Consider the following 25,592-nt stretch of genomic DNA (forward strand, 5'->3'; position numbering starts at 1 on the left):
AATTAGAAAGTATAGTTAACAAAGACAGCTACACTTCGAGGGTTCCCTGGACGGAAGTGCCCTTTAGCGCTGTAATCTACCACGTACTCTTCATCTGTTAAGTTATCAACGTTTAACTGAAGCTTTAGATCCTCTGTCACTTGATAAGATGCCATTAGGAAAAGCGTAGTGTAAGAATCGACCGTGAAATAAGCCGTATTTCTGCGCCAGTAGGTTTCACCAGAGTTGTAATAGATACCACCGCCCACATTCAGTTTGTTATCCATTGCAGCATAGTTAACCCAAATGTTAGCCGTATCATCTGGCGACGCTTGTAGACCGTTACCGATAGAATCCGCTGTCGTGTCCTGGGTAACTTCAGTATCTAAACTCGCATAGTTTGCAGAGATTGATAGTGAGTCCGTTAGCATACCTGTAACACTGACTTCATAGCCTTTAGACTCTTGCTCACCCGCTAGCGAATACACTGTGACACCGTCTTCAATATTTTGTGAATCGACCACGTCTTTCGTAGTTTCAAACACAGCACCGCTAACAAGTAGCTGGTCGTTAAAGAACTGCCATTTCACACCAAGTTCAGTGGTTACTGCATTTTCAGGCCTTACCGCATTTTGTGCTGCGTTGGTTGATAGCGCTAACGCTACGCCGGGCGGCTGCTTAGAATTACTGTGACTTAGGTAAATATTACCGTTCTCTGTAGGCATATAGCTCACCGCTGCACCGTAGCTAAAGTAGCTGTCTTGAGCGTCGAGCCCATCGAAACAACCGCTACGTCGACCACACGCAGAACCGGAGATATCAAAATCGTCATAACGCGCGTTAATGTCTACTTGAAGGTGCTCACCGACTTTGATGGTATCTAGAAGATATAAGGCTACCGTGCTCGCATCGCCCGAAGTGTCATTGCCGCTACGCGTTGTGCCACCTGTTACAAACACGTTGTTTTGCAAGTCGAACGGGTTAATGGTGGGAGCTTCCAACACATTGCCTTGCCCATCGACATAGGTGTAATTTGCTGTCACACCAAAACTGGTACGCTCTTCTTCTGCTACTTCTGCACCCAGCACAACTCGATGCTTCAAAGCCCCTGATTCAAGTGAAAGAATTGCGTCTAGTTGTGATACAAATAAATCAGTCTCTTCGTCCAATGCTTGCAAGCGCTCAGCATTCAATAGGTTAGCTTCTTCACCTGAATTCCACCACGGACGACCAATTACTGACTCTTTTTCGTTGCTACCAAAACGGGTTTGGCTACGAAGCGTTACCACGTCGTTTACTTTGTGATTGATAACTAAGGTGTACATTTGTGTCGACACTTCTTCGAAGTCACGGCCCGGCACACTGTAATATTCGTCCCATAAACCCGAATCTATCGGTCCTTCGGGCTGACCTGTAGCTTCTGCAGCCGCTGAAGTTAGGAAGGGAAGACCAAGCACCGGAACGTTATCCTGCTCCATCACAAATACATCAAGGTTTATGTCTGTTGCTTCATTCACTTTATAAAGTAATGAGCCCGCCACACCAGTGGTTTGGTATTCCTCAACGCCATTGTCAAAGAAGTCACCGCCATCGCTGTATAACAGGTTTAAACGGCCGGCAACATTCTCAGAAAGCTTCTTATTGTAATCCAGTGTTACACGTGCGTTTTCGAAGGAGTCATAGCGACCTGACACTGCACCAAAATCCTCAAGTCGCGCACGTTTAGTTGCCAGGTTAACGCTACCACCACCGGTAGAGCGGCCGTCTAACGAGCCGCTTCCGCCCTTGATAACTTCTACAGCTTCGTAGTTGAAGGTATCGCGGCTGTAACCGGCTATATCGCGAATACCGTCTACATAGATATTTGAGCGTGCATCAAAACCACGAATGGTGACCTTGTCGCTGGCAGACACGACACCGCCACCACCTTCACCACCACCAAACGTTGATACGCCTGCAACGTTTCGAAGCGCATCGTTTAAGTTGGTAATCCCCTGATCTTCAAGAAGGCGCTCTGAAATCACGTTGATCGAACGAGGGGTATTCGCGATGGGTTGCGTTAGCTTTACTGAAGAGGTTTCGTCAACTTTATAACCCGCTTCTTCGGTAGCTTGAACCTTAGTGGTTTCTAACTCTTGAACTGCGGTATTCTCTTGTTGAGCGAGTGCGGTTCCAAATGGTATTGCTGCGGTGACTGTCAGCGCTAGTGCGCTTTTTTTTGTATTCATTTTCTTCATGAAAAAGAAGTCCCTTTAGTGCTTTTAAGTGTGTGATTAAATGCCTAAATGTACCGAGTTGAATTTTGGCACCGAGTAAAATACAGAGAGATCAAACTAAATGCAAATTATTATTATTTGCATATGCTTTTACAAATTTACACTAAACTGACAGTCAGAACTGATAAAACGCGGGTTGATTAAGAATAAGCACAAGCTTATATGGCTTTCTTTTTCATTGGCTAAAGATGTTTTGTAACAGTATGGTTTTGTAGAATTGAGCTAGAGATGCTGTAAGAAAAATGCCCTTAGTTCATCATAAGTCATATAAGACTCTGGAGTTTCATGGGCAATGAGGTATTCCGCATGAGACAGCCCTTCCACAATCTCAAGTTGACTCGTACCGTTGAAATCGCGAATTTTTCTATGCAGACGGACTGCATCGCTTAAAAATAGATCGCGTGTTCCTGCCACGATGAAAACAGGCGGAAACGAAGTAAAGTCGCCATAAATAGGCGAAACACTAGGGTGTGATAAGTCGATAGTTCCAGCGTAAAGCGCTGCCGCAGATTGTAGTAGCCCTTCGTAGGTAACCAGCACACGATCAGCACCTTCATTAACTTGTCGACTATCCCCTGCCTGCGTTAAGTCTACCCATGGTGTGCCTGTATAGATAGCGCAAGGAAGGCTTATACTCTCGGCGGCCAGTGACTGTACAAGTGCAAGAACCAGCCCGGCGCCTGCGGATGTCCCTCCAACGAGTATGCGACGACTGTCAACGCTATCTAAAAGCGCTAGGTATACAGCTTTTAAATCACAAAGCGCGGCAGGTGCTGGGGCATGTGGCGGCATAGCGTAATCTACACTCAATACGGTTATTCCTAACCGTGATGCAATCAATAACCCTTCTTCAATACTCGGTAAGCCACCAAAAAATACATAGGCGCCCCCATGCACGTCTATATAAACATGGTTTTCAAAATGCGGTGACACCTCTTTCGGTGTGAGCTTACGAACTGTTACGCCGGCTATTTCCAGTAATTCCACACTGACACCTAATTGTTTACGCATGTTCTTTATTTTTTTCTTTTGCTGCGCATTTCGTTGCTGCACGAGGTCCCGCCAACTAGCAGCATCTTGAGGTACCGTTGCCTTAACCTCTGCGATAGGTGTCGTCGGAAATTTTTCGATAGCATGCTTAAGAGCATCACTAACGGTCTGTGTTTTTGGTTCGTTAGGTTTTGACATTATTTTTGAAGTGTTAAAGTTAATAAACAGCGAGTTGGTGCCAAGAATGTATGAATCCTACCAGCCTACACCGAATATGGAGTGCATAGCGTAACGTATTCACTCGCCCGAAGCTTTAACATATAGTTTATACCAGTCCGCAGAGATAATTACTCACTCAGCGAGAGTTGAAATGTTCGCGACCGCGGCGTGTTACCGCAGGTATAGTGGTTCTACATCAAAGTGACACAACAAAGAGTAATAAAATCTGTATTGAAGATCAGTCCTTACTTGGTTGTGCATCTGATATGATTGGAAATACTAGTCGAGCGCAGTGTGTTTTGGGGGCAGACAGGAAGAATTAAGCTGCATGTAGCCAATACACTCTAAGACATCTTGGTAGAATAGTTAATAAGGATATATACAATGAAAAGAATACCCCTTCGTAAATGGGCAATGGCGGCAAGTTTCGCTATTTCGGCAACAGCCTTTGCAGGAAATGTAGAGCACGACCAGACCTCGGTTTGGAAAGTGTCGAAAGGCGATGATGCAGTTTATGTAGGTGGTACAATACATATTCTGCCAATCTCTGAATTTCCATTGCCCGCTACGTTCACTGAAACCTATGAAAAAAGTGACACATTAGTTTTTGAAGTAAAAATGCCTGCCCCAACGGATATTGAAGGTCAGCAAAAAATGATGGCTGGGCTAGCTTACAAAGACGGTAAGTCGCTTAAAGATGATGTATCAGAAGAGACCTATCAGGCTCTCAATGTTTATTTAGCCAACTTTGGCGCAACAGCCGATCAGTTAGCGCAATTTAAGCCAGGCATGGTTGCATCAATGCTGGTAGCTATGGAAGCACAACGCTCTCAGTTAGCTGGACAAGGTGTAGATGCCTACTTCATGCAGTTAGCTGCTCGCGACGGAAAAGCCAGTGAATATCTGGAATCGTTAGATTTTCAAATCAGTATGCTTGCCAATATGGGAGCCGGTGAAGAAGACCGCCTCATTTCTGAAACTTTGGAAACGCTACCAGAGCTAAAAGACATGCTTAAAAGCACCATAAAAGCATGGAGAGAAGGGAATACTCAGAAAATCGATGAAGTGGTGGTAGACACATTCAAACGTGAGTCTCCCGCTTCGTACGACGATGTTTTTACTAAGCGCAACCAAAACTGGCTACCTCAAATCGAAGCCATGTTTGGAGATGATGACCAAGAATTTGTCTTAGTCGGTGCTGGCCACCTAGTTGGCGATGACAGTGTTATCGCCTTATTAAAAGCGAAAGGCTACAAAGTCGAGCAAATGTAACCCCCCTTGTTGCTACCGACCTAAATATCAAAGCTAGGCATAGTCCTAGCTTTTTTATGTCTATTACAGAGGGAAATCGCTCTCTGAACCTGACACCGCAGGGATGCGGTATCGGAGCTCTTACATAAAAGCAAGGATGGCTTTACGGCGTGTTTCAGAGGGCACAACAATCACGAACTAAATCGCAGGCATAAAAAAAGCGCACCTAAGTGCGCTTTTTTTGGCTTGTGTTGCTAAGTCTAGATTAGTCTAGGATCTTAGATACAACACCAGCACCTACTGTACGACCACCTTCACGGATTGCGAAACGAAGACCTTCTTCCATCGCAATCGGAGCAATTAGCTCAACTTTGAATTTAAGGTTGTCACCAGGCATTACCATTTCTACGCCTTCTGGAAGCTCTACAGCACCAGTTACGTCAGTTGTACGGAAGTAGAACTGTGGACGGTAGCCTTTGAAGAATGGAGTATGACGGCCACCTTCATCTTTAGATAGTACGTATACTTCTGCTTCGAAGTTAACGTGTGGAGTGATTGAACCAGGCTTAGCTAGTACTTGACCACGCTCAACTTCATCACGCTTAGTACCACGTAAAAGAACACCAACGTTCTCACCTGCACGGCCTTCGTCAAGAAGCTTACGGAACATCTCAACACCAGTACAAGTAGTCTTAGTAGTATCTTTGATACCTACGATTTCTACTTCTTCACCAACCTTGATGATACCTTGCTCAACACGACCCGTTACAACTGTACCACGGCCTGAGATTGAGAATACGTCTTCGATTGGAAGAATGAACGGCTTGTCGATTGCACGCTCTGGCTCTGGGATGTATGAATCAAGCGCTTCACCAAGCTCGATGATTTTCTTTTCCCACTCTGCGTCGCCTTCAAGCGCCTTAAGAGCTGAACCTTGGATAACTGGTAGGTCATCACCTGGGAATTCGTATTCGTTAAGAAGTTCACGAACTTCCATTTCTACTAGCTCTAGAAGCTCTTCATCGTCAACCATGTCACACTTGTTCATGAATACGATGATGTAAGGAATACCAACCTGACGACCAAGTAGGATGTGCTCACGAGTTTGTGGCATAGGGCCATCAGTCGCAGCTACTACTAGGATACCACCGTCCATCTGAGCAGCACCAGTGATCATGTTTTTAACGTAATCAGCGTGTCCTGGGCAGTCTACGTGTGCGTAGTGACGAGTAGGAGTATCGTATTCTACGTGTGAAGTAGAGATGGTGATACCACGTGCTTTTTCTTCAGGTGCGTTATCGATTTGATCGAAAGCCTGTGCGTTACCACCGTAAGTCTTTGAAAGAACTGTAGTGATTGCTGCAGTTAGCGTAGTTTTACCGTGGTCAACGTGGCCGATTGTACCCACGTTTACGTGGGGTTTCGTACGTTCAAACTTTTCTTTTGCCATTTTTCTCGTTTCCTAAGTTAAAAGTCCGACCCACCAATAGACCGGACCGAACCTTCATTTAGATTAAATTCTAGATTCAATAATAGCCTGCGCCACATTGTTCGGCGCCTCAGAATAATTGAAGAACTCCATTGAGTATGAAGCACGACCTTGTGTTTGTGAACGCAAGTCAGTTGCGTAGCCAAACATTTCTGAAAGCGGCACTTTAGCACGTATTATTTTAACACCTGCGACGCCATCTTCCATACCTTCGATCATGCCGCGGCGACGATTAATGTCACCAACTACATCACCCATCCAGTCTTCTGGAGTAGTCACTTCAACTTTCATTGTGGGTTCAAGTAACACCGGATTTGCTTCTGCGGCGCCTTTTTTGAAACCCATAGAGCCGGCGATCTTAAACGCCATTTCAGAAGAGTCAACATCGTGGTATGAACCGTCAAACAGCGTAACCTTTACATCAAGTACCGGATACCCTGCAAGAACACCACTTCGCATCTGCTCCTGAATTCCTTTATCGACCGCTGGAATGAACTCTTTTGGTACCACACCACCGACGATTTCGTTCACAAATTCGTAGCCTGAACCTTCTTCTTGAGGCTCAATGCGCAGCCATACATGACCAAATTGGCCGCGGCCGCCTGACTGACGAACGAACTTCCCTTCAACTTCAACAGATTTACGAAGGGTTTCACGATAAGCAACCTGAGGGTTACCTACGTTACATTCAACTTTAAATTCGCGCTTCATGCGGTCGACAATGATATCAAGGTGAAGTTCACCCATACCTGAGATAATCGTCTGGCCTGTCTCGTCGTCAGTTTTCACTTTGAATGACGGATCTTCAGCTGCAAGCTTGCTTAGGGCTATGCCCATTTTCTCTTGGTCAGCTTGCGACTTAGGCTCAACCGCAATTGAAATTACCGGCTCTGGGAACTCCATACGCTCTAGCGTAATAACATGGTTAGGGTCACAAAGCGTATCACCGGTTGTTACATCTTTAAGGCCAATGGCCGCAGCGATGTCACCTGCGCGTACTTCTTTAATTTCTTCACGGTCTTTCGCGTGCATTTGCACAATACGACCAAAGCGCTCACGCTTGCCCTTAACAGGGTTGTAAACCGTATCACCCGTGTTTACTACACCAGAGTAACAACGGAAGAAGGTTAGCGTACCCACAAATGGGTCGGTCGCTATTTTAAATGCTAGCGCTGAGAACGGCTCATCGTCGCTTGAATGACGCTCTGCTTCTGTCTCGTCTTTGTCGTCAAGTACACCAGTGATGGCCTTAACTTCTGTTGGAGACGGAAGATAATGAATAACAGAGTCTAGTACTGCCTGAACACCTTTGTTTTTGAAGGCACTGCCACAGGTGGCAAGAACAATTTCGTTGTTCAGCGTACGCTGACGAAGGCCTGAACGAATTTCTTCCTCAGAAAGCTCTTCACCTTCCAAGTATTTATTCATTAGCTCATCAGATGCTTCTGCAGCCGCTTCGATCATTTCGGTACGGTACTGCTCAGCGGTATCTAAATATTCAGCCGGAATGTCTTCATAGGTAAATGTCATACCCATGTCTTCTTCATTCCAGTTGATGGCTTTCATCTTCACAAGGTCGATGACGCCATGAAAATTCTCTTCAGCGCCCATGTTGATTTGAATCGGAACACAGTTTGCGCCTAAACGCTTGCGGATTTGACCCACAACACGTTCAAAATCAGCGCCAGCCCGGTCCATCTTATTAACGAACACAAGGCGTGGCACTTGATATTTGTCAGCCTGTCGCCAGACTGTCTCTGATTGAGGTTCTACCCCAGAAGACCCACAGAAAACAACAACTGCACCGTCTAGTACACGCAATGAACGCTCTACTTCGATAGTAAAGTCAACGTGTCCAGGGGTGTCGATGATGTTGATCCTGTGTTGATCGAACTGTTGCTCCATACCAGACCAGAAACAAGTCGTTGCAGCAGACGTGATAGTAATACCACGCTCCTGCTCTTGCTCCATCCAGTCCATGGTAGCAGCACCATCGTGCACTTCACCGATTTTGTGAGACAGTCCTGTATAAAACAGAACACGCTCTGTGGTCGTGGTTTTACCCGCGTCCACGTGAGCCACAATACCAATATTGCGATAACGCTCAATCGAGGTCTTACGAGGCATAAATCTCTCTCAGTTAAATAACGTTGATTACCAACGGTAGTGAGCAAACGCTTTGTTTGCTTCGGCCATACGGTGAACGTCTTCACGTTTCTTAACCGCTGAACCTTTATTATCTGCTGCGTCTAGCATTTCAGCCGCTAGGCGTTGTGCCATAGACTTTTCGCCACGTTTACGTGCAGCTTCAACCATCCAACGCATACCTAGCGCGTTACGACGAACTGGACGTACTTCAACTGGAACCTGATAAGTAGAACCACCAACACGACGAGACTTAACCTCTACTGTTGGGCGGATGTTATCAAGCGCTTCCTCGAAGATATCTAGGTGTGCTTTGCCGGTTTTTTCAGCAACAATATCAAGCGCACCGTAAACGATTTTTTCAGCGACTGACTTTTTGCCGTCGAGCATTACGACATTCATGAATTTCGCAAGCAGTTGTGAACCAAATTTTGGCTCTGGTAGGATTTTACGTTGACCTACGACTCTTCTTCTTGGCATTTTCTATTCTCCGTATGAATTCAGGGAAAACCCAAAACTCTTAAACTTCAGTTTGGCCTTACTAACGGAGAACCGTTATGACTTAGGCTTCTTCGCGCCGTACTTAGAACGGGCTTGTTTACGATCGTTTACACCTGCGCAGTCAAGAGTACCGCGAACTGTGTGATAACGAACACCTGGTAGATCTTTAACACGACCACCACGGATAAGTACTACACTGTGCTCTTGTAGGTTGTGACCTTCACCACCGATGTATGAAGAAACTTCAAAACCGTTAGTTAGACGTACACGACATACTTTACGTAGTGCAGAGTTTGGTTTCTTAGGCGTAGTAGTATATACACGAGTACATACACCACGTCTTTGTGGACAAGCTTGTAGAGCAGCTACGTTGCTTTTTTCAACGGGCTTTCTACGCGGCTTGCGCACTAACTGGTTAACTGTTGCCATTAACTAGCTCCTGATTAAAAACTACGAAAACCCAATCACTGTGATTGGGTCCATATTAATGCGATTAATTGTTTAATCGCTCTTGTTTGTGAATATTGTGCTCGTCAACATTCACTGAGCGCTGATACAAAAAACCGCGACCGTTTATCGAGCCACTTATTGGCTATCCAAAATCGGGTCGCGGAATATTAAAGATCATCGCTCTGACTGTCAAGGTGTACAAAGGTTAAGCAGTTAATTTATCTGCAATCTGTACAACATGACTGCCAAATTGTTAGGAGTACGTTAACGTACTCCTATGATCTTGCCTTATTCGGCAGTATCTTCGTCTGCACCAGCATTAAGCGCTTCGGTTAGTGCCTGTTCTGCTTCAGCAGCAGAAACTGACATTTCTTCGATTTGCTCTTTGCGACGTTGTGCACGGCGTTCGTGGTAAGCGAAACCTGTACCCGCTGGAATTAGTCGACCAACGATTACGTTTTCTTTCAGACCGCGTAGGTCATCTTCTTTACCTTGAACCGCAGCTTCAGTTAGAACACGTGTTGTTTCTTGGAACGATGCCGCTGAGATAAATGACTCAGTAGACAGTGACGCTTTAGTGATACCAAGCAGCTGTGTTTCGTACTGCGCTGGGATCTTGCCGTGTTTTTCAATTTCACGGTTAGCCACTTTAACGTTCGATACTTCAACCTGTTCGCCTTCAAGGAACTGCGTATCGCCTGGATTAGTGATAATGCACTTGCGTAGCATCTGACGGATAACTACTTCAATGTGCTTATCGTTAATCTTAACACCCTGTAGACGGTAAACTTCCTGAACTTCGTTCACGATGTAGTTTGCTACAGCTGAGATACCACGTAGACGTAGGATATCGTGTGGAGACTCTGGACCATCAGCGATAACTTCGCCTTTTTCCACTTTCTCACCTTCGAATACGTTAAGCTGACGCCACTTAGGAATCATCTCTTCGTATGCGTCACCCTCAGCAGGTGTAATTACAAGACGCTTCTTACCTTTGGTCTCTTTACCGAAGCCGATAGTACCTGAGATTTCTGCAAGGATTGCAGGCTCTTTAGGCTTACGAGCTTCAAATAGGTCCGCAACGCGCGGTAGACCACCCGTGATATCACGAGTCTTCGAGCTTTCTTGAGGAATACGTGCTAGCACGTCACCTTCGTTAGCCACTTTGCCTTCTTTCGCTTCGATGGTTGTGAAGCTTGGAAGACGAATTTCTTGAAGACCGAACTCGTCGCTTTCAAGAATTAGCTTAGGCTCTTTAGAGTTTACTTTCGCAAGGTCTTTAACAACGATACGGGTTAGACCAGTAAGCTCGTCTTGCTGCATTTCAGTGTTAGAGTCATCAATGTCTGCGAAGCTGATCTTAGCTGCACGTTCAGTGATGATTGGGTGACTATGCGGATCCCAGTTAGCAACAACGTCGCCAGCTGCAATAGTTGCACCGTCATCCACGCTAAGTACAGCACCGTAAGGTACTTTATAGCGCTCTTTCTCACGGCCTTGCTCGTCGATAACAGTAAGTTCTGTTGAACGAGAAACGATAACCACTTTGCCGTCAGAGTTACGTACGAACTTCGCGTTGTGTAGCTTAAGGCTACCCGCCGTCTTAACTTGTACGCTGTTCTCAGCAGATGCTCTTGATGCCGCACCACCGATGTGGAACGTACGCATGGTAAGCTGTGTACCTGGCTCACCGATTGACTGTGCTGCAATAACACCAACCGATTCACCGCTACCCACCATGTGACCACGTGCAAGGTCACGACCGTAACACTTAGCACAAACACCGAAGTCGTTGTCACAAGTGATTACCGAGCGAACCATGATTTGGTCAACTGAGTTAGCTTCAAGCATGTCTACTAACGCTTCGTCTAGAAGAACGTTACGCTCTACTAGTACTTCGTTAGTACCTGGCTTAAGTACATCTTCTGCTACCACACGACCTAGTACACGCTCGCGTAGTGGCTCAACAACGTCACCACCTTCGATTAGTGGTGTCATTTGAACACCTTCGAATGTGCCACAGTCGTCGTTAGTGATTACCAAGTCTTGTGCAACGTCTACTAGACGACGCGTTAGGTAACCCGAGTTAGCTGTCTTAAGTGCAGTATCCGCAAGACCTTTACGAGCACCGTGAGTTGAGATGAAGTACTGTAGTACGTTCAGACCTTCACGGAAGTTCGCCGTAATTGGGGTTTCGATGATTGAGCCATCTGGCTTAGCCATCAGACCACGCATACCAGCTAGCTGACGAATCTGAGCGGCACTACCACGAGCACCCGAGTCGGCCATCATGTAAACTGAGTTAAATGATGATTGCTCTTCTTCTTCGCCATCGCGGTTAATTACGATGTCAGTCTTAAGGTTATCCATCATGGCCTTAGCAACTTTTTCGTTGGCATTTGACCAGATATCGATAACTTTGTTGTAACGCTCACCCGCGGTAACAAGACCGTTTTGGAACTGTTCCTGAATTTCGATAACTTCTGCTTCTGCTGCGTCGATGATGTCTTTCTTAGCAGCAGGGATAACCATATCGTCGATACCAACAGACGCACCCGCGATCATCGCGTAGTGGAAACCGGTATACATGATTTGGTCAGCAGCAATTACTGTGTCTTTCAGACCTAGCGTACGGTAACAAGCATTCAATAGTTTTGAAATTTGCTTCTTGCCCATCGCTTGGTTGATGATTTCAAACGGCAGACCCTTTGGAAGGATCAATGAGAAAATCGCACGACCAACAGTCGTGTCAGTTAGCGTAACTTTCTCAGTTTTGTTGCCATCTTCATCGATGTCGTATTCTGTAATACGTACTTTAACGCGAGAGTGAAGCTCAGCATTACCTGTACGGTATGCTTTTTCTGCTTCATTCGGGCTGGTAAATACCATGCCTTCGCCTAAGCCGTTTACTTTGTCACGCGTTAGGTAGTAAAGACCCAATACAACGTCCTGTGAAGGTACGATAATTGGCTCACCGTTCGCAGGTGACAGAATGTTGTTCGTTGACATCATAAGTGCACGTGCTTCTAGCTGTGCTTCGATTGTCAACGGAACGTGTACCGCCATTTGGTCACCATCGAAGTCGGCGTTGTACGCCGCACACACTAGCGGGTGAAGCTGAATCGCTTTACCTTCGATTAGTGTTGGTTCGAATGCTTGGATACCCAAACGGTGAAGTGTAGGTGCACGGTTAAGTAGTACCGGGTGTTCGCGGATAACGTCGTCTAGTACGTCCCAAACCTCTGGTGCTTCGCGCTCTACAAGCTTCTTAGCTGCTTTAATTGTTGTCGCAAGACCACGACCTTCAAGCTTACCGTAGATAAAAGGCTTAAATAGCTCAAGTGCCATCTTCTTAGGAAGACCACACTGGTGAAGACGTAGCGTAGGACCAACGGTAATTACAGAACGGCCTGAATAGTCAACACGCTTACCAAGAAGGTTTTGACGGAAACGACCTTGCTTACCTTTGATCATGTCTGCAAGCGACTTAAGTGGACGCTTGTTAGAACCGGTAATCGCACGACCACGACGTCCGTTATCTAGAAGCGCATCTACAGACTCTTGAAGCATACGCTTTTCGTTGCGTACGATGATGTCTGGAGCAGCTAGGTCTAGAAGACGCTTAAGACGGTTGTTACGGTTAATAACACGACGATATAGGTCGTTAAGGTCAGACGTTGCAAAACGGCCGCCATCTAGTGGTACTAGAGGACGTAAATCTGGTGGAAGTACCGGAAGAACCGTCATGATCATCCACTCTGGCTTGTTACCAGACTGTTGGAATGACTCAAGCAACTTAAGACGCTTAGTAATTTTCTTACGCTTAGTTTCAGAGTTGATTGAAGGCAGCTCTTCACGCATAGCCGCAACGTCTGCGTCTACGTCTAGTGCTGTAAGAAGATCGAATACTGCTTCAGCACCCATCTTCGCTTCAAACTCATCACCGTGCTCTTCAAGTGCATCCAAGTATTCTTCTTCGTTAAGAAGTTGGCTGCGCTCAAGCGTAGTCATACCTGGCTCTGTAACCACGTATGATTCAAAGTAAAGTACACGTTCAATATCACGAAGTGTCATATCTAGCATTAGGCCGATACGAGACGGAAGTGATTTCAGGAACCAGATGTGTGCTACCGGGCTAGCTAGCTCGATGTGACCCATACGCTCACGACGTACTTTAGTCAGTGTAACTTCAACGCCACACTTCTCACAGATAACACCACGGTGCTTAAGGCGCTTGTACTTACCGCAAAGACACTCGTAGTCTTTAACCGGACCAAAGATACGCGCACAGAACAGACCGTCACGCTCAGGCTTGAACGTACGGTAGTTAATTGTTTCAGGCTTTTTAACTTCACCGAATGACCATGAACGGATCATGTCAGGTGAAGACAGACCGATTCGAATATTATCGAATTCTTCAGTCTTGTTTTGTTGCTTTAGAAACTTTAATAAGTCTTTCACATTACTCTCCCAGCGGAGTCAGTCTCTAGAGCCCGGCGCAAGCGCCGGGCCATCTCATAACATTACGTGGCTAACGCCGTATTACTTTTCTTCAAGCTCGATGTTGATACCCAACGAGCGAATTTCTTTAAGTAGTACGTTGAATGACTCTGGCATGCCAGGTTCCATTCTGTGGTCGCCATCGACGATGTTCTTGTACATCTTGGTACGGCCGTTAACGTCGTCTGACTTAACAGTAAGCATTTCCTGAAGGGTATATGCTGCACCGTATGCTTCAAGTGCCCACACTTCCATCTCACCGAAGCGCTGACCACCGAACTGTGCTTTACCACCAAGAGGCTGCTGTGTAACAAGGCTGTAAGAACCAGTAGAACGCGCGTGCATTTTGTCGTCTACTAAGTGGTTCAGTTTCAGCATGTACATGTAACCAACCGTAACTGGACGCTCAAACTCGCGACCGGTACGACCGTCGAACAATGAAATCTGACCGCTTTCTGGAATATCAGCAAGCTTCAGCATTTCTTTGATTTCAGATTCACGTGCACCGTCGAATACAGGCGTTGCTACTGGAACACCCTTACGAAGGTTTTCAGCTAGACGACGTACTTCGTGGTCTGTGAAGCTATCGATGTCAACTTCTTGGTGATTCTCACCAAGCTCGTACACCTTCTTCAAGAACTCACGTAGTTCAGCCAGCTCACGCTGCTCTTTAATCATGCGATCAATCTTCACACCAAGACCGTGTGCAGCCATACCCAAGTGCGTTTCTAGGATCTGACCGATGTTCATACGAGACGGTACACCTAGTGGGTTAAGAACGATATCTACCGGCGTACCGTTAGCATCGTATGGCATGTCTTCTACAGGCTGGATAGTCGAGATAACACCTTTGTTACCGTGACGACCGGCCATTTTATCACCCGGTTGGATGTGACGCTTAACCGCAAGGTAAACCTTAACGATCTTAAGCACGCCAGGGGCTAGGTCATCGCCTTGAGTGATCTTGCGACGCTTACCTTCAAACTTCTTATCGAAATCAAGTTTGATTTCAGCATGCTGATCAGCGATTTGGTCTAGCTCTAGCTGTGCATCTTCACTGTTAAGTGCGATTTCAAACCACTTTTCACGCGGCAGGCTGTCAAGCTTAGCTTGGTCAACACCAGCACGTAGAAGTGCAGTTTGTGCACGTGCAAAGATACCGTCTGCAAGAATTTCGAACTCGTCAGTAAGGTCTTTCTTAACCTGACGTAGCTGCATATCTTCAATTTCTAGCGCACGCTTGTCTTTCTCTACACCGTCACGGGTAAATACTTGAACGTCGATTACCGTACCGTGAACAGAGTTAGGTACACGTAGAGACGTATCTTTAACGTCAGACGCTTTCTCACCGAAGATTGCACGTAGTAGTTTTTCTTCTGGCGTAAGCTGCGTTTCACCTTTAGGCGTTACTTTACCTACAAGGATGTCACCGCCTTTCACTTCCGCACCAATGTAAACAACACCTGACTCATCAAGCTTGCTTAGTGCAGATTCACCCACGTTCGGGATATCAGAAGAAATTTCTTCTGGCCCAAGCTTAGTATCACGAGCGATACAGCTAAGCTCTTGAATGTGGATAGTAGTAAAACGGTCTTCCTGCGCTACACGCTCAGAAATAAGGATTGAATCCTCAAAGTTGTAACCATTCCACGGCATGAACGCGATACGCATGTTCTGACCAAGTGCAAGGTCACCTAGGTCTGTTGAAGGACCATCAGCTAGCACGTCGCCTGCAACAATCGGGTCGCCAACACTACAAGTAGGCTTCTGATTGATACACGTGTTTTGGTTAGAACGAGTGTACTTAGTCAGGTTGTAGATATCGATACCTGCTTCACCTGGAAGCATTTCATCTTCGTCTACTTTAATAACGATACGGCTGGCATCTACGTAATCAACCACACCACCGCGCTTAGCAACTACAGTAACACCTGAGTCAACCGCGATAGTTCTTTCCATACCGGTACCAACTAGCGGCTTATCAGCGCGTAGTGTAGGTACTGCCTGACGTTGCATGTTCGCACCCATAAGTGCACGGTTCGCATCATCGTGCTCTAGGAATGGGATAATGCTTGCAGCAATTGAAACGATTTGCTGAGGTGAAACGTCCATGTACTTGATGTCTTCTTTCGGCATCAAGGTAGTTTCACCGCGGTGACGACATGGAATTAGGTCGTCAACCAACTCGCCAGCTTCAGTCAACGCGATGTTTGCCTGAGCGATTGCGAATTGACCTTCTTCAATTGCAGATAAGTAATCGATTTCGTCTGTTACGACACCGTCTACAATGCGACGGAACGGCGTTTCTAGGAAACCGAAGTCATTGGTACGCGCGAAGCTTGCCAATGAGTTAATTAGACCGATGTTCGGGCCTTCCGGCGTTTCGATTGGACATAGACGACCGTAGTGAGTCGGGTGTACGTCTCGAACTTCGAAGCCTGCACGTTCACGTGTAAGACCACCCGGGCCTAATGCAGAAATACGACGCTTATGCGTTACTTCTGATAGCGGGTTGTTTTGGTCCATGAACTGAGAAAGCTGAGATGAACCGAAGAACTCTTTAACCGCAGCCGAGATAGGCTTAGCGTTAATAAGATCTTGTGGCATCACGTTGTCTAGGTCGCCTAAGCTTAGACGCTCTTTAACTGCACGCTCAACACGTACAAGACCAACGCGGAATTGGTTTTCTGCCATTTCACCTACAGAACGGATACGACGGTTACCTAGGTGATCGATGTCATCTACTTCGTCTTTACCGTCACGAATCATTATTAGCTGCTTCATTACAGAAATAATGTCTTCTTTATCTAGTGTACCAGCACCAATAAGTTCTTCACGGCCAAGACGGCGGTTGAACTTCATGCGGCCAACAGAAGATAGGTCGTAACGTTCATCAGAGAAGAACAAGTTATCGAACAAGGTTTCAGCTGCATCTTTCGTTGGTGGCTCACCAGGACGCATCATACGGTAGATTTCAACTAGTGCTTCAAGGCGGTTAGTTGAAGAATCGATACGTAGCGTATCTGAAATGTATGAACCGTGATCTAGCTCGTTGATGTAAAGCGTTTCGAACTCTTTGATGCCCGCTTGGCTAAGTGCCGCTAGGTTTTCAAGGGTTAGTTCGTCGTTCGCGCTTACAATCACTTCGCCTGTGTCTTCGTTTACATAAGTAGCTGCGTAAACACGGCCAATTAGGTAATCGGCTGGAACTTCAAGTTCTGTAAGACCGGCTTTTTCTAGTGCACGCGTGTGGCGCGCAGAAATACGACGACCCGTTTCAACAACAACGTTGCCTTCACCGTCAATGATGTCAAAAGCAGCCGTCTCACCACGTAGGCGATCTGGAACCACTTCCATCATTAGTTTGTCTTTGTCGATACGTACGCTTACTTTGTCGAAGAAAGTATCTAGGATTTCTTCAGACGTCATTTCAAGTGCGCGTAAGATAATCGTTGCAGGCAACTTACGACGACGGTCGATACGTACGAATAGGTTATCTTTCGGGTCAAACTCGAAGTCTAACCACGAACCACGGTAAGGAATTACACGTGCGTTATAAAGCACTTTACCTGACGAGTGGGTTTTACCTTTGTCGTGATCAAAGAATACACCAGGTGAACGGTGTAGCTGTGACACGATAACACGCTCTGTACCATTGATAACGAACGTACCGTTCTCAGTCATCAATGGGATCTCGCCCATGTACACTTCTTGTTCTTTAATATCTTTTACGGTACCTGGCGCAGCGTCTTTATCGAACAACACTAACCGTAGTTTTACTCTTAACGGAGCAGAGAAAGTTACGCCGCGAATTTGACATTCTTTAACGTCGAAAACGGGCTCTCCCAGGCGGTAGCTTACATACTGAAGCTCTGAACTACCTGAGTAGCTTTTAATTGGAAAAACGGAACGAAATGCTGCTTCCAAACCGTATTGAGCATCTGCATCGATCTCAATAAACTTTTTGAAAGAATCAAGCTGAATTGAAAGAAGGTATGGAATTTCCAATACCTGTGGGCGTTTGCCAAAATCCTTACGGATACGTTTCTTTTCGCTATAAGAGTAAACCATGGGTTCCTCAGCCTGCTGATTTATGACCCAACCTGCTGCAAAATGCTTTAAAACGCGTGCTATGGGCTAAAAGCTACGTTTCAAATGGCGCACTAAGCAACAAACTTCCACAACCCTTTTTCGGGCAGATACACCAGCATACAACAAAATTTAACCAATTATTAGTTAACTTGTTGGATTTTTATGCTTTTTATGGGTATTTCCGAATGGCGCTTTAAGTAGTGTAACCAAGGGTTAGATTCTACACACTATACAGCGCAAAAAGGCTGGTGGTTTAAAAAACCACCAGCCTTGCCGTCTCAGGCAATAATCTGACTATGTCAGATTACTTGATTTCTACTTCTGCACCAGCTTCTTCAAGCTCTTTCTTAAGTGCTTCAGCTTCATCTTTGCTTACGCCTTCTTTGATAGCTTTAGGAGCAGACTCAACTACTTCTTTAGCTTCTTTAAGACCTAGGCCAGTCGCGCCGCGAACTGCTTTGATAACTGCAACTTTGTTGCCACCGAATGAAGTCATTACAACGTCGAATTCAGTCTTTTCTTCTGCAGCAGCAGCGTCACCGCCAGCAGCTGGACCAGCAACAGCAACAGCAGCTGCAGCAGATACGTTGAATTTTTCTTCAGCCGCTTCGATTAGTTCAACCAGTTCCATTACTGGCATTTCAGCGATTGCGTTTAAGATATCTTCTTTAGTTAGAGCCATGTTCTCTAAACTCCTGGGTATAAAATGTTAAAAAAATCAATATGCCAAAAACGCCAATTACTTGGTGTCTTTGACCGCCGCCAATACGCGCACAAACTTGCCAGGAACTTCGTTGATTGTTTGAACGAATTTCCCAACTGGTGCTTTGAAGGTTGCAAGTAGTTTCGCAAGCGCTTCATCGCGGGTAGGTAGTGCTGCAACTGCGTCCAATTTCTCTGGACCAAGAAGACCGCTACCAATAGATAGTGCTGTAACTTTTAGCTTATCGTTAGTCTTACCGAAGTCTTTGAAAAGACGTGCCGCACCGCCTGGTGCGTCGATAGAGAAACCATAGATAAGCGGACCAGTTAAGGCGCTGTCTAAGTCTGCAAATTGACTGTCTGCTAGAGCACGCTTTGCAAGAGTATTACGTACAACCTTTAGGTATACGCCTTGCTCACGAGCTTTAACACGTAGGTCAGTCAGTTCTGCAACTTCCATCCCACGGTATTCAGCAACGGCTACGGATAGAGCGCGAGACGCAACTTCAGAAACTTCTGCTACGATCTCTTTTTTTGCTGCTAAACCTAGTGCCACTGAGTTCACCTCTTTGTATCTGACATTGTTTACGGTTACCCGCTTACGCCGTCAGGGTTCACAGATTGATACCAACCCTCATGGTTGATACCGCTCTACGGTGTTTGTTACCCCAGAGAGTCTGAGTCAAACCACCGTCTGCGCAGGTTGTTGTATTAAGCAGTGTGTTGACTGTGAAAGTTCTCTTACCTCTTTCACCACACCGCACCTGCGGTCTAGGACGGGAGCTGCTTATTAGCACTGCTAATTGTCACAGCTCCAACCCATAACCTTTAAGAGATTTCGATGAGCCTAAGCTCAGCGAAATTAAAGACCTACAGAAGCCTTATCAAGAGCAACACCAGCACCCATTGTAGTGCTTAGGCTGATCTTCTTGATGTATGTACCTTTCGCAGAAGAAGGCTTAGCTTTCTTCAATGCTTCAAGTAGCGCTTCAAGGTTTTCTTGAATTTGGTTCGCTTCGAACGCAATTTTACCGATGCTAGCGTGGATGATACCGTTCTTATCGTTACGGTAGCGTACCTGACCAGCTTTAGCGTTCTTAACTGCCGTTGCAACGTCAGGCGTTACAGTGCCAGTTTTTGGGTTAGGCATAAGGCCGCGTGGACCTAAGATTTGACCTAGTTGACCAACAACACGCATCGCGTCTGGGCTAGCAACTACTACGTCAAAGTTCATTTCGCCTTTCTTAACTTGCTCAGCTAAGTCGTCCATACCAACGATGTCTGCACCAGCTTCTTTAGCTGCTTCAGCATTTGCACCTTGAGTGAATACTGCAACGCGAACGTCTTTACCAGTACCGTTAGGTAGTACAGTTGCACCACGAACGTTTTGGTCAGATTTCTTCGCATCGATACCAAGGTTAACAGATACGTCTACGCTTTCTGCGAACTTAGCTGTTGCTAGTTCTTTAAGAAGCGCTACTGCTTCGTTGATTTCGTACTCTTTAGTAGAGTCAACTTTGTCGCGGATTACGCGAGCGCGTTTAGTTAATTTAGCCATTCGATTAGTCCTCTACGTTCAAGCCCATTGAGCGAGCAGAACCCGCGATAGTGCGTACCGCTGCATCTAGATCAGCTGCAGTAAGGTCTGGCTCTTTAGTTTTAGCAATCTCTTCCAACTGAGCGCGAGTAACTTTACCCACTTTTTCAGTGTTAGGACGGCCAGAACCACTCTTGATGCCCGCTGCTTTCTTAAGCAGGTAAGACGCAGGAGGAGTCTTAGTTTCGAATGTGAAAGAGCGATCTTCGTATACAGTAATTTCTACTGGTACTGGAGCGCCTTTCTCAAGGCTTTCTGTTTTCGCGTTGAAAGCCTTACAGAATTCCATGATGTTTACACCGTGTTGACCTAGTGCAGGACCAACTGGTGGACTTGGGTTAGCAGCGCCTGCTGCAACCTGAAGCTTGATAATACCGCTTACTTTTTTAGCCATTTTACATGCTCTCTTGTTTGGGTCTAACGCCTCGCAAATACAGAGATTATTTGCTCAATCGGCTTCCCGTTTCCGTTTAAAAGGGCGCGCATTATATAAGGTGATTAATTACTATGCAAGGGCTATTTAGAATAAAAAACCATCGAAAGGTCAGTATTTTTCATAGGCAAAGTGAATCAGAGTTATGTTGGCTTTACGCACACTGTGTGAAGCCCATCATTTATTTTGAAAGGATAATCAAACAATGGAAAAACCTACAGAATTAAACAATCATGAGATCTCAAATGTTTCTGGTGCACTTTGGGCCAATGCTTTAGGCGCAATAGCCGGTGGCATAGGTGGTTTCTACGGGGCAATTATTGGTGGCGGGCGTAACGCATCGTTCAGTACCATCGCTACAGGAACACTTGCCGGAATGGGTGCAGGCGCTTTAAGTCCGGTTAAAGGTTTCAGCTCTCTCGCAACATCCGTAGGTGGTGGGTTAGTTTCGGGCGCTATAGCAAATTTGGCGTCGGATCTAGAGGGCTTAGAAACAACAGATGAGTGAAGGTCAAATTTAAAATGGTAGATATCGGAACGGTGTTCATTTGGGTCATGGTAATTTGTGGAATGAATCTAATCTTAAAACGTGCGCTGGGTGTCAGATTTTGGGACTCTTTTACAAAGAGCGATAAAGTCTCTGAAAAAACCGCAACAATATTGCAGTTTATGTTTATGTTTCTTTCGCTTATTAGCTGTTATTTCTGGCTTATTTAGGTCAAGAGGATGCTACGTTGTAGTAACATGCAAATTTTTATAAATGTTCACCGCTCTACTTTTATCGTTATCTAGATACAAAAAAGCCCCGTCAAACGGGGCTTTTTAAAAATACTATACGGTAGCTTGAATAGGCTTAGCCTTTTTCTACCTGACCAAATTCTAAGTCTACTGGAGTAGAACGACCGAAGATAAGCACCGATACTTTTACGCGGCTCTTTTCGTAGTCTACTTCTTCTACCACACCGTTGAAGTCTGCAAATGGGCCATCGATAACGCGAATAACTTCGCCTGGCTCGAACAGCGTCTTTGGTCTTGGCTTATCAACGTTTTCTTCAAGACGATTTAAGATAGCGTCAGCTTCTTTCTGCGTGATGGGCATAGGACGGTCAGATGTGCCGCCGATAAAACCAAGTACGCGAGGTACGCTTTTCACTAAGTGCCATGACTCTTCAGTCATCGCCATTTCTACCAATACATAACCTGGGTAGAACTTACGCTCAGACTTACGCTTTTGACCAGCACGCATTTCTACTACTTCTTCTGTTGGTACTAGTACCTGACCGAAGTAGTCTTCCATGTTGTGCATCTTGATGTATTCAAGCAGGGTCTTCTTAACGCGAGACTCATATTGTGAATAGGCTTGAACTACGTACCATCTTTTCTTTACTGCTTCTTCTTCAGACATACGGTTATGCTCCTATTCCTGTAATAAAGCCAACTACACGAACGATGATGCCGTCTAGTCCCCATAAAATTAGTGCCATAATTAACGTCGCTGCAAGCACGATAAGTGTAGTTTGGTTCGCCTCTTGGCGAGTTGGCCACACAACCTTGCGAACTTCTGTGCGAGACTCTTTAGCGAAGCTCAAGAAGGTGCTACCTTTTTCGGTAGTTGCCGCGATGAAACCAGCTATACCAACAACTACAACAATTGCGATGGCACGGTATAGTACCGAGATCTCACCGTACATTGTATTAGCGGTTACTAAACCGGCAAGTAGTGCAAAAACCACTACCCATTTAAACATGTCCAATGCATTGGACTGATTTTCCGTCTTTTCGCTCATGTTACGATCCTAGCACTACAGCGTCGTTGTTTTACGCATCTAAAAAATGCGCAACTTAAAAATTCTTAGTTTAAGTAAATTTGGCAGGGGTGGAGGGACTCGAACCCCCAACCATCGGTTTTGGAGACCGCTGTTCTACCAATTCGAACTACACCCCTGTGGTGTCGATAAGACAAAATTTACTTACACTGCCCTTGTGAGTTGTGCGTCTTTTCTAAGGAAAGTGCGGTATCGCAAGGGAGGGACGCGTATTATACTTAACCACTTTCAAGATACAAGCGGTTTATCCATCCCATCTGCGATTGAAGGCTAATTCGCGCCTTGCCTATTCAACGCCTATAAATCCGCCCGTTTGGTGCGCCCAAAGCTTGGCATATATGCCATTGTGCGCAATAAGCTCGGTATGGGTTCCCTGCTCTACAATATTGCCCTTATCCAGAACAAGTAACCTGTCCATTTGCGCAATGGTCGACAGTCGATGCGCAATAGCCAACACGGTTTTGCCTTCCATCACTTTATCCAGACAGGCTTGAATTGCCGCTTCAACTTCTGAATCTAGCGCTGATGTGGCTTCGTCCAGCACTAATACAGGCGCGTCTTTCAGTAACACTCGCGCAATAGCAATGCGCTGGCGCTGACCGCCTGAAAGCTTAACACCTCGCTCACCTACATGCGCGTCGTACCCTGTTCTACCGTGACTATCGGTAAGCGTAAGAATAAAGTCGTGCGCTTCGGCCTGTTTGGCCGCACGTATCATATCTTCTTCTGTCGCATCCGTTCGACCGTAAAGGATATTGTCGCGTACCGAGCGGTGCATCAGTGAAGTATCTTGTGTCACCATGCTGACTTTGGCGCGAAGGGTTTCTTGGCCTACTTCAGTGATATCTTGACCATCAATGACAATGCGACCACTTTGGGTGTCGTAAAAACGCATGAGCAAATTAACCAGGGTCGATTTACCTGCCCCAGAGCGCCCCACTAAGCCCACTTTTTCTCCAGGCTTAATGGCTAAATCCAAGTTAGTGAACACATCAATAGGTTTGTTGTCTGCACCTGAATAGGAAAAATGCACATTATCGAAATTAATCCCGCCGCCATTTACCTTTAACGCATCGGCTTTTGGCTTGTCTTTTACTGCAATAGGCTGCGCTAGTGTATTCATGCCATCCTGCACCGTGCCTAAGTTTTCGAACAAACCTGATACTTCCCACATAACCCAGTGCGACATACCGTTTAGTCGCAAACACAGACTAATAGCAATGGCGATATCGCCCGGGCTCGCGATGTTTTCCATCCACAAATACACAGATAGCGCACCAATGGTGAAAATAAGAATGGCGTTAGCCATTTCCACGCAGAATTCCAACACGGTAACCAAACGCATTTGCGGGTAAACCGTCTTAAGAAAACCATCCATACTTTCTTTTGCGTAATCCGCTTCGCGGCGACTATGTGAAAACAGCTTCACCGTTGTGATATTGGTATAGCTATCGACAATACGCCCAGTCATTAATGAGCGCGCGTCGGCTTGCTTTTGCGAGACTTCTTTTAGTTTAGGTACCAGCACCTTCAAGATACCGATATACACAAAAAACCACACGATAAGCGGCATGGCTAAGCGCCAGTCAGTGCTGAAAATAAGCACTACCATAGAGATAAAATAAACACTGATGTACACCAGCAAATCGAGAACCTTGGTCACGGTTTCTCGTACCGATAGCGCTGTCTGCATCACCTTGGTAGCAACACGGCCGGCAAACTCGTCGTGGAAGAAGGTTAAACTTTGGCCAAGCAAATAGCGGTGAGCCTGCCATCTAATGCGCATGGGATAGTTCCCCATCAGAGACTGACGAGAAAACAACGAGCGCAACAAAATAAACAATGGAATAAAAACGAGAACGGTTAAACCCATGCCAATGAGGGTAAATTTTTGATCCGCTAAAAACGTGGCTCGGTTTTGATCAGAGAACCAGTCAACTAACTGCCCTAAAAAGCCAAACAGCGCCACTTCTAACATGGCAACAATGGCACTTAGCACGGAAACAGTAAGGATTACGCCCCACATGCCTTTTGTGTAGTACTTACAAAATGCAACGATACCTGTTGGTGGTTGGGTAGGCGGCGTGTCAGGGAAAGGCTGGGTCAGCTTTTCAAAAAATGAAAACATGTAGAACTCGTTAGTTATTCAGTGACAGAGCACGTTTACGTATGCCCCAAAATGCTTAGGTCACAATTCTACACGATAACTGAAAGTGTGTTGAACTTTGCGGTGTTTTTTTGCCGCAAAGCTCGTTTAACATTAGCTAATATTTGGCACAGGCTGATACTTGGCGAAAATTATTATTTGGAGAAGAGCTCACATAAAACAACTCAACACTAAGCTAATTTCCTGTCAGCCTTCACTCTGCAAAGCCTAATTTAGCGAGTATGCTTTCTACTTTTTCAACATGTTCAGCCTGCCATTGTTCAAGTGACATAGAGCCGTCTTTCTGGGCACGTTTTTGAGCAATGTCATAGGCTGCTAGCGCCTCATCTCTTGGAATTACTGCAATGCCCTCTTCGTCTGCAACAATGATATCTCCGGCGTGAACCGTTACACCTGCACAGGAAATAGGCTCATTTAACGGGGCTATACACTTTTTGGCTCCTGGCTTGGGTATAACGCCCCTGGCAAATACCGGAAATTTGTTGTCACGGGTTTCTGCAAGATCTCGTATAACACCATCAATCACGAAACCTTTTATGCCGCGAGACTGGGCTATCGCGCAGACGTTACCGCCCGCAACAGCGAATTTATCATCGGCTTCCACAACAATAATATCACCGGGGCTTGCGCGATATATCGCCGCATGCAGCATAAGATGGTCACCCGGCTCACACTTAACGGTAAATGCTGGACCCGCAATGCGTGGCATGCCTTCCCACAACGGTTTTATCGCATAGTGCATGAACTGCTCTCTTGGCAGCGCATCGGCGTACTCACAGGGTGATACGCTATCGAAAGGGGTGTTATGTAAGTCCATCGCCGTTCCTTGAATGTTGTAGTGTGTGAGAAAAAACACTATAGCGAAATTAGTCCTACAAGTTGTTACAAGCTGTGTATTTTCACTATAAACACTTTTTCTATCCCCCCCGCCATGCTAAAAATTAGTAAAAAGCGTGCACGCAATACGCCACACCA

General features: G+C 45.9%; 18 protein-coding genes and 1 tRNA gene. 2 read left to right on the forward strand and 17 right to left on the reverse strand.

Annotated features, from left to right (window positions below; translation table 11 throughout):
* Window positions 1-2 precede the first annotated feature (2 nt).
* Both ACFI6L_RS05155 and ACFI6L_RS05160 read right to left on the reverse strand, forming a co-directional pair.
* Window positions 3-2,216 carry a TonB-dependent receptor gene (locus ACFI6L_RS05155; protein WP_462573550.1) on the reverse strand — a complete coding sequence of 738 codons (2,214 nt, stop codon included), beginning with the start codon at window positions 2,214-2,216 and terminating at the stop codon, window positions 3-5.
* Between the two features lie 261 nt (window positions 2,217-2,477).
* Complete coding sequence (locus tag ACFI6L_RS05160) at window positions 2,478-3,443, reverse strand: alpha/beta hydrolase fold domain-containing protein (RefSeq protein ID WP_462573551.1); 966 nt, start codon at window positions 3,441-3,443, stop codon at window positions 2,478-2,480.
* Window positions 3,444-3,848: 405 nt separating this feature from the next.
* Between ACFI6L_RS05160 and ACFI6L_RS05165 the strand changes: the two genes are divergently transcribed.
* Entirely contained in the window at window positions 3,849-4,736 is an 888-nt protein-coding gene (locus tag ACFI6L_RS05165) for a TraB/GumN family protein (RefSeq protein WP_069945090.1), read from the forward strand.
* A 244-nt stretch (window positions 4,737-4,980) separates the two neighbouring features.
* Here ACFI6L_RS05165 and tuf read toward each other — a convergent pair whose 3' ends face one another.
* From tuf to rplK, 10 genes are all read right to left on the reverse strand, one after another.
* The gene (gene tuf, locus ACFI6L_RS05170) at window positions 4,981-6,165 is read right to left on the reverse strand and encodes an elongation factor Tu (protein ID WP_014977498.1); all 1,185 of its coding nucleotides are present in this window, start codon (window positions 6,163-6,165) and stop codon (window positions 4,981-4,983) included.
* 63 nt (window positions 6,166-6,228) lie between these two features.
* Complete coding sequence (gene fusA / locus ACFI6L_RS05175) at window positions 6,229-8,331, reverse strand: elongation factor G (RefSeq protein ID WP_014951035.1); 2,103 nt, start codon at window positions 8,329-8,331, stop codon at window positions 6,229-6,231.
* Between the two features lie 27 nt (window positions 8,332-8,358).
* The gene (rpsG, locus tag ACFI6L_RS05180) at window positions 8,359-8,829 is read right to left on the reverse strand and encodes a 30S ribosomal protein S7 (protein ID WP_014951036.1); all 471 of its coding nucleotides are present in this window, start codon (window positions 8,827-8,829) and stop codon (window positions 8,359-8,361) included.
* 75 nt (window positions 8,830-8,904) lie between these two features.
* Window positions 8,905-9,279 carry a 30S ribosomal protein S12 gene (gene rpsL, locus ACFI6L_RS05185; protein WP_014951037.1) on the reverse strand — a complete coding sequence of 125 codons (375 nt, stop codon included), beginning with the start codon at window positions 9,277-9,279 and terminating at the stop codon, window positions 8,905-8,907.
* Between the two features lie 309 nt (window positions 9,280-9,588).
* Window positions 9,589-13,761 (reverse strand): DNA-directed RNA polymerase subunit beta', encoded by a 4,173-nt coding sequence (rpoC, locus tag ACFI6L_RS05190; RefSeq protein WP_071816177.1) that lies wholly within the window; start codon window positions 13,759-13,761, stop codon window positions 9,589-9,591.
* An 81-nt stretch (window positions 13,762-13,842) separates the two neighbouring features.
* Window positions 13,843-17,871, reverse strand: coding sequence for a DNA-directed RNA polymerase subunit beta (gene rpoB, locus ACFI6L_RS05195; RefSeq protein WP_462573552.1), 4,029 nt, complete (start codon window positions 17,869-17,871; stop codon window positions 13,843-13,845).
* Between the two features lie 325 nt (window positions 17,872-18,196).
* Window positions 18,197-18,574 (reverse strand): 50S ribosomal protein L7/L12, encoded by a 378-nt coding sequence (gene rplL / locus ACFI6L_RS05200; protein WP_015068303.1) that lies wholly within the window; start codon window positions 18,572-18,574, stop codon window positions 18,197-18,199.
* A 57-nt stretch (window positions 18,575-18,631) separates the two neighbouring features.
* Window positions 18,632-19,150 carry a 50S ribosomal protein L10 gene (rplJ, locus tag ACFI6L_RS05205; RefSeq protein ID WP_014951041.1) on the reverse strand — a complete coding sequence of 173 codons (519 nt, stop codon included), beginning with the start codon at window positions 19,148-19,150 and terminating at the stop codon, window positions 18,632-18,634.
* A gap of 306 nt (window positions 19,151-19,456) precedes the next feature.
* Window positions 19,457-20,152, reverse strand: coding sequence for a 50S ribosomal protein L1 (gene rplA, locus ACFI6L_RS05210; protein WP_014980521.1), 696 nt, complete (start codon window positions 20,150-20,152; stop codon window positions 19,457-19,459).
* Window positions 20,153-20,156: 4 nt separating this feature from the next.
* Entirely contained in the window at window positions 20,157-20,585 is a 429-nt protein-coding gene (gene rplK, locus ACFI6L_RS05215) for a 50S ribosomal protein L11 (RefSeq protein ID WP_014951043.1), read from the reverse strand.
* 244 nt (window positions 20,586-20,829) lie between these two features.
* On the opposite strand from rplK, the gene ACFI6L_RS05220 reads away from it, so the two are divergent.
* Window positions 20,830-21,132 (forward strand): hypothetical protein, encoded by a 303-nt coding sequence (locus ACFI6L_RS05220; protein WP_061096048.1) that lies wholly within the window; start codon window positions 20,830-20,832, stop codon window positions 21,130-21,132.
* A gap of 345 nt (window positions 21,133-21,477) precedes the next feature.
* Here ACFI6L_RS05220 and nusG read toward each other — a convergent pair whose 3' ends face one another.
* The 5 genes from nusG to ACFI6L_RS05245 form a co-directional block, all read right to left on the reverse strand.
* Entirely contained in the window at window positions 21,478-22,029 is a 552-nt protein-coding gene (gene nusG, locus ACFI6L_RS05225) for a transcription termination/antitermination protein NusG (protein ID WP_014951044.1), read from the reverse strand.
* 4 nt (window positions 22,030-22,033) lie between these two features.
* The gene (gene secE, locus ACFI6L_RS05230) at window positions 22,034-22,411 is read right to left on the reverse strand and encodes a preprotein translocase subunit SecE (protein ID WP_014951045.1); all 378 of its coding nucleotides are present in this window, start codon (window positions 22,409-22,411) and stop codon (window positions 22,034-22,036) included.
* Window positions 22,412-22,492: 81 nt separating this feature from the next.
* Window positions 22,493-22,569, reverse strand: a tRNA-Trp gene (locus ACFI6L_RS05235).
* Between the two features lie 167 nt (window positions 22,570-22,736).
* Window positions 22,737-24,578 carry an ABC transporter ATP-binding protein gene (locus ACFI6L_RS05240; protein WP_462573553.1) on the reverse strand — a complete coding sequence of 614 codons (1,842 nt, stop codon included), beginning with the start codon at window positions 24,576-24,578 and terminating at the stop codon, window positions 22,737-22,739.
* Between the two features lie 232 nt (window positions 24,579-24,810).
* Entirely contained in the window at window positions 24,811-25,434 is a 624-nt protein-coding gene (locus ACFI6L_RS05245) for an RraA family protein (protein WP_462573554.1), read from the reverse strand.
* Window positions 25,435-25,592: the final 158 nt, after the last annotated feature.

It is taken from the genome of Alteromonas sp. G4i35 (assembly GCF_054960375.1).